The sequence below is a fragment of the Carnobacterium gallinarum DSM 4847 genome, from assembly GCF_000744375.1.
Lineage (GTDB): Bacteria > Bacillota > Bacilli > Lactobacillales > Carnobacteriaceae > Carnobacterium > Carnobacterium gallinarum.
This window is the reverse complement of the sequence record NZ_JQLU01000005.1, coordinates 1,266,029-1,280,647: the sequence shown is the minus strand read 5'-3', so window position 1 is coordinate 1,280,647 and position 14,619 is coordinate 1,266,029. Positions and strand designations below refer to the sequence as shown.

At 36.1% G+C, this 14,619-nt stretch carries 13 protein-coding genes; all 13 read right to left on the bottom strand.

Annotation, left to right across the window (positions count from 1 at the left end):
• Window positions 1–18: 18 nt before the first annotated feature.
• The 13 genes from BR43_RS10740 to BR43_RS10680 all read right to left on the bottom strand — a co-directional run bounded on the left by BR43_RS10740 (window position 19) and on the right by BR43_RS10680 (window position 14,606).
• Window positions 19–264, bottom strand: a complete 246-nt coding sequence (locus BR43_RS10740) for a hypothetical protein (protein ID WP_169741045.1) — start codon at window positions 262–264, stop codon at window positions 19–21.
• On the bottom strand, window positions 257–982 hold the full coding sequence (locus BR43_RS10735) for an EAL domain-containing protein (protein WP_034561914.1): 726 nt from the start codon (window positions 980–982) through the stop codon (window positions 257–259). Before BR43_RS10735 ends, BR43_RS10740 begins: the two co-directional genes overlap by 8 nt.
• 76 nt (window positions 983–1,058) lie before the next feature.
• Complete coding sequence (locus BR43_RS10730) at window positions 1,059–4,775, bottom strand: hypothetical protein (protein WP_034561912.1); 3,717 nt, start codon at window positions 4,773–4,775, stop codon at window positions 1,059–1,061.
• Complete coding sequence (locus BR43_RS10725) at window positions 4,756–5,784, bottom strand: WxLIP family cell surface protein (protein ID WP_157464002.1); 1,029 nt, start codon at window positions 5,782–5,784, stop codon at window positions 4,756–4,758. The genes BR43_RS10730 and BR43_RS10725 overlap by 20 nt, the downstream gene beginning before the upstream one ends.
• 114 nt (window positions 5,785–5,898) lie before the next feature.
• Complete coding sequence (locus BR43_RS10720; RefSeq protein ID WP_034561910.1) at window positions 5,899–6,600, bottom strand: WxL domain-containing protein; 702 nt, start codon at window positions 6,598–6,600, stop codon at window positions 5,899–5,901.
• Window positions 6,601–6,635: 35 nt separating this feature from the next.
• Window positions 6,636–7,274: a WxL domain-containing protein gene (locus BR43_RS10715; protein ID WP_034561908.1), complete on the bottom strand. Its 639-nt coding sequence runs from the start codon at window positions 7,272–7,274 to the stop codon at window positions 6,636–6,638.
• A gap of 37 nt (window positions 7,275–7,311) precedes the next feature.
• Entirely contained in the window at window positions 7,312–7,983 is a 672-nt protein-coding gene (locus BR43_RS10710) for a WxL domain-containing protein (RefSeq protein WP_157464000.1), read from the bottom strand.
• Complete coding sequence (locus BR43_RS10705) at window positions 7,983–8,318, bottom strand: hypothetical protein (protein WP_169741044.1); 336 nt, start codon at window positions 8,316–8,318, stop codon at window positions 7,983–7,985. The genes BR43_RS10710 and BR43_RS10705 overlap by 1 nt, the downstream gene beginning before the upstream one ends.
• 503 nt (window positions 8,319–8,821) lie before the next feature.
• On the bottom strand, window positions 8,822–10,510 hold the full coding sequence (locus BR43_RS10700) for a peptide ABC transporter substrate-binding protein (RefSeq protein WP_034561906.1): 1,689 nt from the start codon (window positions 10,508–10,510) through the stop codon (window positions 8,822–8,824).
• Window positions 10,511–10,784: 274 nt separating this feature from the next.
• The gene (gene pheA / locus BR43_RS10695; RefSeq protein WP_034561905.1) at window positions 10,785–11,633 is read right to left on the bottom strand and encodes a prephenate dehydratase; all 849 of its coding nucleotides are present in this window, start codon (window positions 11,631–11,633) and stop codon (window positions 10,785–10,787) included.
• A 20-nt stretch (window positions 11,634–11,653) separates the two neighbouring features.
• The gene (locus BR43_RS10690; RefSeq protein ID WP_084679908.1) at window positions 11,654–12,157 is read right to left on the bottom strand and encodes a shikimate kinase; all 504 of its coding nucleotides are present in this window, start codon (window positions 12,155–12,157) and stop codon (window positions 11,654–11,656) included.
• 38 nt (window positions 12,158–12,195) lie between these two features.
• Window positions 12,196–13,482 carry a 3-phosphoshikimate 1-carboxyvinyltransferase gene (gene aroA / locus BR43_RS10685; protein WP_034561903.1) on the bottom strand — a complete coding sequence of 429 codons (1,287 nt, stop codon included), beginning with the start codon at window positions 13,480–13,482 and terminating at the stop codon, window positions 12,196–12,198.
• 11 nt (window positions 13,483–13,493) lie between these two features.
• Window positions 13,494–14,606: a prephenate dehydrogenase gene (locus tag BR43_RS10680; protein WP_034561902.1), complete on the bottom strand. Its 1,113-nt coding sequence runs from the start codon at window positions 14,604–14,606 to the stop codon at window positions 13,494–13,496.
• Window positions 14,607–14,619 lie beyond the last annotated feature (13 nt).

Here is a 14,619-nt window from a genome sequence, read left to right as displayed (position 1 = left end):
ACAGGATATGCTACTTGCTCACTGTTTCTCTTTCAAGCCTTCAAATATTTCTGAAATATGGATCACTTCAATCTCATTTTCAAATCTTCGCTTCACTTCAGATTCAATGCGCTCCATTGTATAGTCCATTGGAAAAACGATTATTCTTTCGTACGAAGCTTTTGACACTTCACCTTTTCGACAAAAAGTAATCTCGTAGATCACAATGTCATCCCAATATGCATTAATCTTCATAAAATTCGCCTTCTTTTTCATTTTAGTCATTTAATTTTTCTAATAATTCAATTGGAAATGGTTCTGAAAAATAAAAACCTTGTTGAATGTGCATATTTGATTGACTCAACCTTTCAGATTCCTTTTGATTTTCAACACCTTCTAAAATAAGACGTTTTTGATACTTTTGTGAAATTTCTTGCCAGCATGTGATTTCTTGAACGATTTGTTCGTAAGACATTCCATTTTCTCGATAATTTTGAATAGGAACTTTAAGCTCATCTACATACGGAATCAACTGCAAAACCTGTTCAATAGAATTCATCCCTGTGCCGACATCATCAATACTAATTTCAATGCCTAATGCTTTTATCTTTTTAAACTGTTCAATTATTTTCTGCACCACTTCTTGATCATTATCGTCAGTCGCCTCTTCAACTTCTGCTAAGAAATTTTCCGCTTCTATTAATTCTACGGTAATCTCCACTGATTCAGGTTTATGTTGCATTAAGTAAGTTAGAAATGGCAAACTATCAAAATAGAGTAACTGCTTACGTGAAAAATTAATGGATAGATGCGCTTCTTGTAACTGATTTGCAATTCTAAGAACTTCATCTACTAATTCTTGTGGTAAACTATCATCCCATTCTTCTGGACTGATTAAAGGAAAATGCCAACTTCCAGCTTCAAATTTTCTTAATAATAATTCATAACCCACTACTTGTTGTTGCAGGGTATCAATTTGAGGTTGTAAAAAAAAGGTAAACACTTTATCACTTCCTTTGCCATTTCATTGTTTTCATAAAAAAAATCGGACCTTAAATCGGTCCAATTTTTCCGTTTAATTATGGAGCATTTGTTAAAATCCAATCAATCGTGCCTTGATAATGACCCGTATAACTACCTGGATCAACTTTCAATAACATACCTTGGTCCTCTTGCCAACTAATTGGAAAATCAATATCGCTATCTACAATTCCAGAAGAAATATCAATTAACTGACCAACATCCATCGCTGTTTCAGTACCTGCAGCATCAATATAAACTAAAGCATTCGGTAATGTTTTTTTCGTTTGGCTATCGGTAAACTCTTCATCTAATTGTGCATTCAAACGCCAGCTACTGCCTTTGCCTAATGTATCCTCTACAATCATATCCCAGTTGCCTGAACGACCCACATATTCAACCTCGTTAGAAATCTTAGTTGCATTAAACGTAGTAGTCTCTGGTGGAGCCACCTTAAATGATAAAGCTCCGCTGAAATGAACGATTACGCTAGCTGTTGAAGATGAAAGTCCTGAATCTCCCGTTGCATACACTGCGATTGTATGATCACCTGTTGTTAAATCACTAGCAGGAATCGTGTAATCCCAACCTGTCGCTTGCCCAGGAGTGGCATTGGCAATATTTTTAGAAAATGCTACTGGAGTTTGACCATCGATTTGATAGTATAAAGTATCGGATTTACTATTTTCATCTGTCCAAGTACCTTTTAGTTGATAATCATGAAGAACGCTCGTTTCTTCTTTATTGTCCAACGTAATGGTAGGAATATTTTTATTTCTAACAATCGTTTCAATTGTGGTGCTTGCTGAACCTGTTACTTTTGTCCCATTTATGCTTACTCCATTGACATCGATTGTATTTGTTAATTTTTTACCTGCTGTTCCAGAGGCAATTTTACCTTTAAAATTCACCGTAATAAAATCTTTATATGCTAATTTTTCTAGTTTTATCGTTAGATTATTTGCGCTTGTTTCATAGCTTATATTACCATTTTCAACATTTGCTGTGCTTGTAATATCTTTGCCTGTGCTATCTAAAATTTGAATACTACCATCAACATAACTTAACCCTTCAGGTAATGTCTCTGTTCCTGTCATAGAATACCAGGTTGTATCTGCTAAATCTTGGATTTTTACATCTTGGATTTTATTTCCAATATGAACGGAATAGTCAATAGCATTTCCTTCTTGGCTAAAACCATCTTCTGATAAATTCATGTCTTTATACGTTTGAGAGATGTCGGCTACTGGCAAGGATTCAATGACTGATCCGGCTAAACTAACTTCAGTTTCAATATCCTCACCTTTACCTGCTTTATTAATAATCGATGTAGATGCATGATTTGTTAAAGTATCTTTTCCAGCCGCATTTTCATTGACTACTGCATTGAATTCCAATTGAATTGTTTTTCCATCTTTAATTGGTGAACCGGCAAAATAAACAGCTCCATCATAAACCATCCATAGACCTTGATTTCCAGGAGTATCCTTATCTGCATAAAAATACTTCGTTCCATCAGCAACGGTCACCGCAATTGTTTTATTATCAACCGTTAATCCTGAAGACTTTGTTGGTAAATCATCCGAAATCCCGGTTTCCCAATCATGGCCACTTACATTTGCTAAGACGACTTTGTAGTGAATAACATCGCCAACGGCTGTTTTATCTGGACTTCCTGATTTTGTATAAGTCTTACTAAATAGATAACCGTCACTGCTATTAATAGTCACAGTAGCTTCGACAACAGTTGATGTTATCCCTGTATTATCAGTAGCAAAAAAAGCAATTTTATGACTTCCGCTACCTAGTTCACTTGCTCTGAAGGTTTGTGTCCAAGCATTATCTTTACCTACTGTTGCGTTAGGCATTTTTGAACGGAAAACTTTTTGAGCGCCGCCATCAATTGAATAGCTTAAGTTTGCCCACGGACTATCTACATCATTCCACGTTCCGTTAATTGAGATAGTATCTTCAACGTTTACATTGATATCTTTTGTTGTTACTTTCATCGTCGGTGCTTTGGTATCGCCTAAGTATACACGGTAGCTCATATTTCTAGCAGAGCCTTTCGCCAATGCTTCAACATCCCATTTCATTCCGATTCCAGAATCTGCTGCATGATTAATGACTTCCCCTGGTTTGCCATTATTTTTTTCTGCCCCAGTTGCTTCATTCCAGCCTGGGAAAAAATCTGAGGGAGATGTTAGTTTGCCAGAATTATAAAAACTAGCTGAATTCCAGTTTGTCGCTACAGCTGGACCCATTGATACATCTAGAAAATCAAAGTTTACTTTGTAAGGAGAATCTTCAATATACATTCCTTTATTCATTGAACTGTATTTTACATCAACAGCATCATTTCCGTTTAATTTTGTGTCTACTAACTTCGCAAAACCAACAGAATCTCCATAAGCAGAAGTTTCAGATGGACTTCTTAAACGCTCTACTCTAGTAGTATATTCCAATGTTCCATCAGTAATGTTTGGTGTAATAATTGAATATACTTTAAATTCATCTTTTACCGTAGCAGCTGATCCTGTTCCTGAAATATCTCGTAAAAAGCCAACCGCTTGTACAATAAATGGACCTTTTGTAGCATCTCCACCTGGAACTGGTTTTGTTTCAACTAAGCTAATGATCGCATTATTAACTTTTGTATATTTTAACTCTTGGTGAGGTGTTGGAGTTGCAACATTGACTAATTCTGAGATGAAAAATCGTTGTTGTGTATTGTTAAAAAAGTTATGAAACATATAATCAACACGTTTTCCAGATTTATCTTTAATATATGAATCTGTTTGAATTAAATCGGCTGAGAGTGCATCCCCATATCCTTTAGTAAATCCATAATAAGCTGTTTGTCCACCAGTTAAGGGGATTGAACCATAATAATTATTCGCAACTTTTGTCCAACCAGGATCTACAGTTACAGTCCCTTTAGTCCCTAAAACAGGTTTAGCTGAAGGCGCTGCTCCACTTAAATCAGGTGCTTCTGATTCAGTTACAGCTGAAGTATCTGCTGTTGCTGATGAATCAGCAGTGACTTGACTACTAGAATCTATAGATTCCGAATCAACAGTAGCACTACTGTCAGATGGTTCAGGAATAGCAGTCTCATCTTTAACAACTAATGAAATGTTATTGGATGCACTATTTCCTTGTTTTGACTGTAATGAATAATCGCCAAGTTGAGTTGCTGTTAAAACAATTTGTTGCATTTCAATTGATTGTTCCGTGTAATTTTTAATGACTATTTCTCTTTGTTTTTGATAATAGGTAACAACTAATTTTTTATTTTGTTCATCTTCTGATTTTTGTACAGGAGGTAATGTACTTCCAGCTATTGCACTGTCACTGTTTGCATCGACTACTGCTTCTCCAGAATTTGTAACCGCCGCCTCTGAAGATGTATCCGATGTAGGCGCCGGAACAGTTTTAGTTGTTTCACTAACAACTTGAGCTTGATCGGTAGTTAAATCTTCAGCTGTTTTAATGACTGTGTTAGACCCATTCGCTACTAATTTTTGAGTTTCTTCCTGATTAAATTCAAGACCTGTTGGAATTGCTAAAGTTGTTTCACTAGCAGTTGTATTTGCAATACTCATTCCCACTTGAATCGCTTCATTCAAATGATAATCAGTTTTAACTACTGATAAATTCAACTCTTGACCCATTTGTTCTCCAACAGCAAAGACAGAAAAGAGGCTTACATCAAAGAACAAGAAGATTGTTGCCAATACGATAATGATTTTTTGACTAATCTTTTTCTTCCTCATCTTTATTTCCCCCTTTTTTACGTTTTGCTACGATGATAATTAATAATAAAGCAATCAACGCTGCAACTAAACCAGCAATCAAGTAATAAATCCAAGTAGAATCTTTTTCTACTTCAACAGCTTCCTTATTCAGTTTCGCAGATTCTTCACCTTTAATTTCAAATTCTTTAGTAAACTTCCATGATTGATCTTTATCATTGGCAACAACGGTTAACTCGTATTTACCCGCCTTCAAAGGTTGATTATCCCAACTAATCGGAAAATCAAAGTTTGAATTAGGTGCCATGGACATACTTTCTTTTTCAGTTTTGTGCAACACTTCTTGACTACCTTTTTTTGTCACACTTGTAGTTACTTTAAGCTCTGACATCATTGTTGCTTCTGTATTTTGTAGATTAGCAGTTATCCCTGTACGATAATTTTGCAAGGCAGGTTTTACATCGTTTAATTTTAAATTTGGTTTAACTACAGTATCCGTTTCACTTAGTTTTGCACCGACTACGTAAGAATAATGATTCTTAATTTGAACATTTTTTGATGCAGCTTCTTCTTTTTCAGAATTTACTTTTGAAACATAAAAACCACCTAAAATAATTCCATCAAACTTTTCAGCAGGCATTTTAATGGTGTAAGGAAGTTCTTTTGTTTCATTTGGCGCTAATGTAATATCTGTTTCACCTTTAATCAAATCAGAAAAAGCATATTTTAAAGTAGAATCTTTTTTAGCTCCCTTTTGGCTATAATCAACAACACCATTTTGATTGGTAACAGCTGTATTAGGCTCAACTTTTAATTTTAACTCTTCATTTGATGTATTTGATACAGTCAAGTTAATTACTTCTTCTTGCGCTGGCGTCATTCTTAAATCAAAATATGTCTTTGCTTTATCAATTTGATTTTCTGGAATTTCAGCTTTTATTGTATAATTCATCGTTTCTGCATGTACTAATTGTGGCAATGCACCCACTCCTAATAAACCAGCTACGACTAATGTTAGTAATTTTTTCATCTGCTTTATGCCTCCCGTTTTTCCTAAAACTTATTATCAAAACTAAGTACCTCAAAGTTTACTAGTACGCAGTAAACTTTGAGCTAAAACTCTTATGGTAGTTTCTTGCTGTGTTTATTTTGGCGCGTCTGCCAATTGCCAAACAATAGTAGAATAATAGGTGATTCCTGCGTCAGCAGAACCCGGCAAAACTTTTAACTGGACATTAGAGTTATTATTTTCTACGCCCATCCAAGCATCTTCCCATGTTCCTCTGCCTTCATCTTCATCAGCCTTCATTACTTGATGACTGTCTGTATTATTAAAATCTACCTTCACTACTTCTGGCTCTTTTGAAACATTTGTTGTTGTCGAAATCGCATCACCATTAGCCAAGATTAATTCTGCACCCTTTAGAAATTTTTTTCCATCAAGAGATTTGAATTCACTTGCCGCTGCTGTTAAATTCCAGCCCGTTCCAGTACCGCGTTTATCGGTTACTTGAACAAAAGGATGTTCATTTTTAGCGTTATAAGTCGCTACACTTGCACTAATAATCTGTTTGCCAAACTCAATACTTGAGGTAAAATCTAGTGATAGGGGACCACTATGATTTGTACCCGGATTACTGGGGTCCGTTGGATCAACGGGATGTGTTGGATTTGGATCATTTGGATCTGTTGGATCAACAGGGTGAGTCGGGGATTTATCTGACTTAAATAGGATATGACTTTTTGAATCCGCTGTGTCTGCTGCTTTAGCTATTCCAGAAGTCATTCCTAATGTAAGAGAAGATACTAATACAACGCTCGTAATTAAAATTTTCACTTGTTTCATAACTCAATTTCTCCTCTAGGCGGTATGAAATAAGTTTATTTAGGTGCGTTTGTTAACGTCCAAGTAATACCAGCTTGATAAGTTCCTGCATAGTTACCTGCTGGAACAACTAATTTCACACCATCAGCAAAATCTTCTGCCCATGAACCCATACCTTGATCAACTGGTGCATTTAAAACTGTTCCTTCTTGATCATTTAAAGCCAAAGCACTTGAAACGGGTGGGTTGCTTTGATCTGCATTATTTGTTTTTAACGTACCAACTGGTAAGCTTAATGCTGCGCCTTTCAAATCATGAGTTCCGTCACTAAATGCTGTTGAAATTTTAGCTGATAGATTCCAACCTTCACCTGTACCACGTTTATCGGTTACTTGTAAACCAAGAACTGATCCTTCTTTAGCAGTTGCAGTATAAGTTGCAGTTGCTGTATCAATTTTATGTGTATCAAATTGAAAATTGCTAACGGCATCAATTGTTAAATCGCCTGTAGCTCCAGTTGGTGGTTCAATTGGATCGATTGGAGGATTAACGATTGTATCGTCACCTGGTTCTAATACTAAATCTGCTGTTGTATTTGCTGGTGTTGGATCTGCTGCCATTGCAGAAAGTGGTAATGCAATTGTCATTCCTACTAAAGTTACCATGCTAATTGTTGCTGCTTTTGTGAATTTCATTATTAATTTCCTCCAAATAATTTATTAGTTTATCTAATTAAGGTTGTGGTGTATCTTCAAGTGTCCAAGTTAAGATAGCTGAGTAGTCTCCCACCAAGTTACCAGCTGGAACATCAATCGTTACTTTACTAGCATCAAATAAATCTTCCCAAGTACCTAAACCAGTATTTGCTTTTGCTTCCATAATAATATGGTCATTTGAGTTTACTGTATCTAATGCAACTTCTGAAGCCGTTGGTGCTGCAGAAACATTTCCTGCAATAGATTTAATTGTCCCAGTTGGTAATGTAACAGTTGCACCTTTTAAGATTTTGCTAGCATCTGTAGCATCTTTAAATTGACTAGAATTTACTTTTAGTGTCCATCCTTGTCCTTCACCACGACTATCTGTTACTTGAACATTAGGTAATGTTGAGGTAGTTGAATAAGTAGCCGTGCCACCTACTAATTTTTGTTCGCCAAATTCTAGAGGAGTCACGTTATCAATTGTTAAAGGACCTTTGTTTCCTGTTTCTCCACCTGGAACGTTAGGATCGATTGGATCTGTTGGGCCTGTTGTATCATCCCCACCAACCATTTTAAGATGCGCATCTGATTTTGCACCCATACCATTAGTAGTTCCAGTTGTTGCTGCCATAGCTGGCATTGCTGCTCCTAAAACTGTTGAAAAACTTACTAAACCGACAATTACGATTTTCTTCATTTCCATTATATTATCCCTCTTTCTTTTTTATATAGTAGGATTCCTCCAAGGATGCTGACTCCGATTCCTATATAAGTAATTTGTTGTGAATAATTTTTTTCACTGGTTTGTGGAAAGTTACCATTCTGATTAAGGTTTGGTTTGTCAGTTATTTTATTATCCTCAGTTGAATCTTTTCCACTACTATCAGTGCCTTCTTCAAAAGTAATCCCAACTTGACTATTATCTATGTCCATTGCGTTAGCAACATGTGCCATACTTAAAACAACCAATATTAAACCATACGTTAACCACTTCAATATTTTCAATTTACCACCACCACGTGTTTTTTTATTCTTCAACTACAGGAAAATTGTAGCATCTCTATTTCTAACTATCACTTCAACAATTGTAGTTATTATTATCAAAAATTGACTTTTAACGAATAAACGTTGTAGTTTAGCTTTTTTTCACTTACTAAAAAAAAGTAAAAAAACAAATTTTTTAATTTATTTTAGTTATTTTTTAATAAAACTTAACGTTTTTTAATTATTAACCGGCGTTATTTAAACTAAAAATGAAAAATGAAAATTCATTACTACATAATTCACATAGTTTAATAAAGTTCTAAACCATTAGATTTTACTTATTTCCATTAGATTTTGACATTAAAAATACTAACTATGTGAAATAAAAAACTAAATTCAGATTTTCAATACTATTTTAAAGAAAAATCAAATTTTGACAACATGATACTCTTATAAACTATACTGCTTTATTATTCATTCAAAAAAACAGGTATGGGTTCTTCTGTCTCTGACAGAAAAATCCATACCTGTTAATTAGTTTATTCTTTTAAAATCGATTAATTTTGTTCTTCAATATATGCATTCTTATACGTGAATTTAGCACCAACTTGATGTGCATAAATATCTTTTACATATGGTTTTTGTAATTCTGCAGCTGCACGTTGATACAATGGAGATACACCAGCTTGATCTAAAAGAATTTTTTCAGCATCTAATAGATTTTTCCAACGAGCTTCTGGTTTAACTGCATTAACACCTTTTGAATCAGCTAATAACTTGTCAAATTCAGCATTGCTATAGCTTGAGCGATTGTACGGACTATCTGTTTGCAACAAGTCAATAAAGTTAACTGGATCAGCAAAATCAGCGCCCCAACCACCTTGCATTAAATCATAATTCTGTGTCTTTCCTGCTTCTAAACGAACTTTAAATGGTAATGAACGAACATTTACCGTTAGTCCTGGCAGTGTACCTTCAATTTGATCTTTTAAGAATGCACTAATTTTTTTATTGGTTTCATCATCATCTGCTGTTAAATCAATACTAAATTTATCGCCACCAAGCTCTTTCTTAGCAGCTTCCCAATAGTCTTGAGCTTTCTTTTTATCATATTGTAAATAACTTCCAGATTCTTTACGGAAATCTTCACCTGATGTTGGATTTTTAGCTAAATCAGCTGGAACAAAACCAGTTAAGACTTTAGAACCATTTGCCAGAATTTCATTGGCTAATAGTTTTTGATCATATGAATAAGCAACGGCTTTACGCATATTCTCATTTGCAAAAATTGTTTTCTTACCATCGCGAACTTGGTTATATTGCATATACGCTGAACGTGCTTCTGTAACAACTTTATATGCGGGATCATCTTGATATTGTTTCGCATACTCACCAGTTAATAATACACGATCTAACTTATCCGCGTCATACAAATTCAGTGCCGTCGCTGTTTCTTTTATAACATCAACATTAATCTTATCTAAATAAACATTTTTGTTATCCCAATAATTAGGATTTTTTTCATATTGCCATGATAGATTCGTTCCTGTCCAACCTTTGAAGACGAATGGTCCATTGAATATCATATTCTCTGCAGATGTTCCGTATTTTTCCTTTTTCTCTGTTACAAATTTCTCATTTTGTGGGAAGAAAGTTGGAAATGCCATTAATGAAACAAAATATGGCACTGGTTTTTCCATCTTCACTTCAAATTCATAATCACTAATCGCTTTAACACCTAGCGTATCAAAAGTTTTCTCACCTTTGATAATTGCATCAGCATTTTCGATTCCATCAAATAAATATGCATATTGTGAACCTGTTGCTGGATTTACTACACGTTGCCAAGCGTAAACAAAATCCTTCGCTGTCACGTTGTCCCCATTAGACCATTTAGCGCCTTCACGTAATTTAAAGTTGTACGTTAAACCATCTTCACTAACCTTAACTTCTTCCTTCGCTAGTGCTGGAATTGGTTGACTCTCTTTATCTAAACGATAAAGTCCCTCTAAAACTTGATTAAATACAGTAAAACTAACTGTATCTGTAGCTAATGCCGTATCCCCTGTTGGTAATTCAGCAATCTCTGTTAAATTTAATTCTTGTTTTGCAGCTAATTTTTTTTGTGATGAATCTGTTGATTCACTGCTTGTTGATTTACTATTATTGTTATTCGAGCACCCTACTGCAAGAATCCCAAAACTTAATGCTAATCCTAGCCCTAACCATTTCTTTTGTATCTTCATACTTCTCCGACCCCTTTAATTCAATTAGTGATGAGTATTTTTTATCACTTACTTACAAAAAATACTTATTACTAAGATACATTATTTATGAGATAAAAGCAACAATATTCTAAATTTTCAGAAAATTAAACATTAGAATATTCACATAATACTAAAAAAAGACCGTTAATTCAGCATTTTCATTTTTAAAAAAATAGATGTTCACATTATCAATTCTTCATTTTAAACAAAATAAAAAGCTAGCGTATTGGTCTACGCTAACTTTCTATCGTCATTAGACAATCTCGATTTTATGCACCGGATATCGTCCTAATATTTTAGTGACACCACCAATTAACTGAATCTCCTCAATGGCATTGGCTATCAATTGTTCTTGCCCATCCACATACAAATCAATTAAAAAGAAATACTCACCTAGCATAGTCTTTAATGGTCTTGACTCGATTTTACACAAATCAATCTCACGCCAACTAAACGTTGCCAATACTTTATGTAATGCACCTGGCATATTGTTCGGCAATGTCACACTAATAGAACATTTTTTCCGAACATGAGGCAAGTTTACTTGAATTGGCTGGTGACTTAGAACAACAAAACGAGTTTGATTCAGCTCTAATTCTTGAATATTTTCAGCAACGATTGCTAAACCATACTCTTTCGCTGAAATACGTGGTGCAATCGCCGCTAAAATCGGCGTTGCTTCTTCGCTAACTTTTCTAGCCGCATATGCAGTTGAAGGCGTTGCTTCTTTAATCGCATCGTGTAGTTCCGTAGCTAAATAAGCTTCACATTGAGCCAACGCTTGAGGATGCGAGAGAATTTTTTCAGCATTTCGCCAGTTCATTACATTCGCAGGATGCACCATCAGATGCTGCGCAATCGGCAAAACCAGCTCCGCCTGGATTGGAATATCTGCTTGGTGAAAGAGATAATCTAAGGTCACGTTTACGGTTCCTTCAATTGTATTTTCAATCGGCACAATCGCAACGTCTACCAGCCCATCTTCTAGCGCCTTAATGCCGTCTGGAATCGTCACACTTGGAACTAATTCAGCATCTGGAAAAGCCTTCTCTGATGCCAAATGTGTAAATGAAGCCGCCGGTCCTAAATAAGCTACTTTCAAAATTCTCACTCCCTCCACGTTTAATTTAATCCTAAAGCTTTTAAGATTGCTTCAGCTACTTCTTCTTGATTAAGCTCGTCCGTTTCAATAATTAAGTCGGCCGTTTCTTCATATAATTTAATCCGTGGTTCAAAAATAGCCCGTATCTCATCGGGTGTCTTCTCTTGAACTAGAGGTCTCGTTGTATCTCCTTCTAGTCGAGCTAAAAAAACAGCCGGATCAGTTTTCAAATAAACAACTGGCGAAAATGCCTTTAAGACTTCACGATTCTCAGGTCGTAAGACAATTCCTCCGCCTGTAGAGATAATCGCTTTACGTTGGATGACTTCCTTTAATTTTTGATGCTCTAAATCACGAAATCCTTGCTCACCATGTTTTTCAAAAATCTCTGTTACTGGACAACCTTGTTCCTCAATAATTTCACTATCAATGTCCGTGTGAGCAATATTGGTTAGCTCCGACAAAACTTGTCCGACTGTCGTTTTACCAGCTCCCATAAAGCCTGTCAAAATAATTTGATCCATTTGCCTTCAACTCCCTTCATTTTTTTAGTTTAGTGCTTTTATTTGCACAATGAAGCTAAATCTTCAAAGAAATCTGGATACGAAACAGACACTGCGTCAGCTTTTTCTAATACGACTGCGCCTTCTTCTACTAATAAAGCCGCCACTTGTAGCATCATACCAATCCGATGATCACCATAACTTGTTACGCGTCCACCATGGAGCTTCGTTTTTCCGTGAATAATCATTCCATCTTCTGTCGCTTCAATATTCGCTCCCAAAGTCGTCAACTCACGAACAACTGCATCAATCCGATTAGTTTCTTTGACTTTTAATTCAGCTGCATCTTTAATAATCGTCGTTCCATTCGCCTGCGTCGCTAGTAAGGCAATCACAGGAAGTTCATCAATCAAACGCGGAATCAAATCGCCACCAATCTCAATTCCTTGTAACTCACTAGTTTCAACCGTAATCGTACCAGCTAATTTTCCTGTATTACGACTAGCATCACTAATTGTCACCTGACCACCCATTTGCTCAATAACATCCACAATTCCTGTTCGAGTAGGATTTAGTCCAACATTGGTTAAATGAACCTGACTATTTGGCACAACTAAACCTGCCACCATAAAAAAAGCGGCTGATGAAATATCCCCTGGTACCGTCATTGTTTGACCGACAAATTTCTGCTTGCCTTTGACACGAATCGTCAATCCATCCACATCAATCTCACCACCGAATTGACGAATCATATGTTCTGAATGATCCCGTGTCTTTTTCTTCTCAATAATCGTTGTTTCCCCATCTGCTTGCAACGCTGCAAATAAAATGGCACTTTTCACTTGTGCGCTAGAAACAGGCATATGATAAGTAATTGGTTGCAAATTCTTCGTTCCAATTACCGTTACAGGCGGAAATTCTGTCTCCGCATGACCTTCACAATTAGCGCCCATTTCCTTCAATGGCAACATTACTCGATTCATAGGACGCTTCGCAATCGAATCATCCCCATATAACGTCGTAGTAAAATCCGTCCCTGCTAAAATCCCCATTAGAAGCCGAATCGTTGTACCTGAATTTCCAATATTAATGGCGTCTTTTGGCTGTTTTAATGCATCCCAACCTTGTCCATGAACAATAATTTCTTCATCCGTTTCTTCAATTTCCACACCTAATACACGAAAAGCAGCAATTGTACTCATACAATCATCGGCACGTAAGAAATGCTTAATCCTAGTAGTTCCCTCTGCAATTGCGCCAAACATAATACTACGATGGGACATTGATTTATCTCCTGGAACTTCAACCGTTCCAGTTAACTCGCGTTTATTTGTTAGTAATTCCATTTTATCCCTACCTATTTCTCATAGCATCGATAGCTACTTTTATTTTTTAAGCATTCCTTCGCACGATCCAAATCGCCTTGATTCTGGAACGTTAACTGAAGTATTCCATTAATATCTTCACGTGTTTCTAGAATTTTGATGTTAATAACACTAATGAGATCCTCTGCTAGATAACCCGTTACCTCAGATATAATCCCAGGATAATCAGGAATATCTACAAACAGATCAAAGAAAGCTGGCAATGCACCATCTTTATGAACCGGCATCGCATCACGCGTTTCCTTTGCTTCATCGAAAAAGTGATAAATGGCCGAACTATCTTGCTCTTCCAAATAACCCATCATATCCGTCACTGATTGTTTCCAAGAAGCTAACAAATCCAATAACACAGCTTTATTGGTCAATAAGATATCTGTCCACATCACTGGATCAGATGAAGCAATCCGAGTCATATCGCGAAATCCGCCTGCAGCTAATCGTTTTGCTTGTGGATGCTCAACTGTAAATCCCGTTGTTTCATTCACCAAAGCCGCCGCAATAATATGTGGCAAATGGCTTAGCATTCCTGTAATCTCGTCATGCTCTTGCGGTGAAAGTACCATGAATTTTGCATTTGTCCCCTTTAGCCAAGATTGTAACTCAACAACATTTGCTTGGCTTTCCGTAGAATCCTCAACTGGCGTCATTAAATAGTAGGCATTTTCAAAAAGATCTACCTTAGCAGCAATTACACCCGACTTATGCGAGCCCGCCATTGGGTGTCCCCCAACAAAACGAATACCCACTCTTGTTAGAAGATTTGCTGTTTCAACAATACTACTTTTTGTACTGCCAGTATCCGTTACAAGTACATCTTCTTTTAATGGCAAATTAGCCAGCTCTTGAATCAAAACTTCTGTTTGCTTGACTGGACAACAAAAAATAATTAAATCAGCCTTTGGCGCTTCGATTTGCAAGGTTTTCCCAATCGTATCAATGATTCCAAGATTTTTACCCAGTATTAATGATTCTTTTTGCACATCTAAACCAATAATCTCCGTTGTTGGATGCTGTTTTTTAATTCCCAATGCAATAGAGCCACCAATTAGACCTAATCCCACAATCAATACGTGTTTCTTTTCCAAAATAATAGCTCCC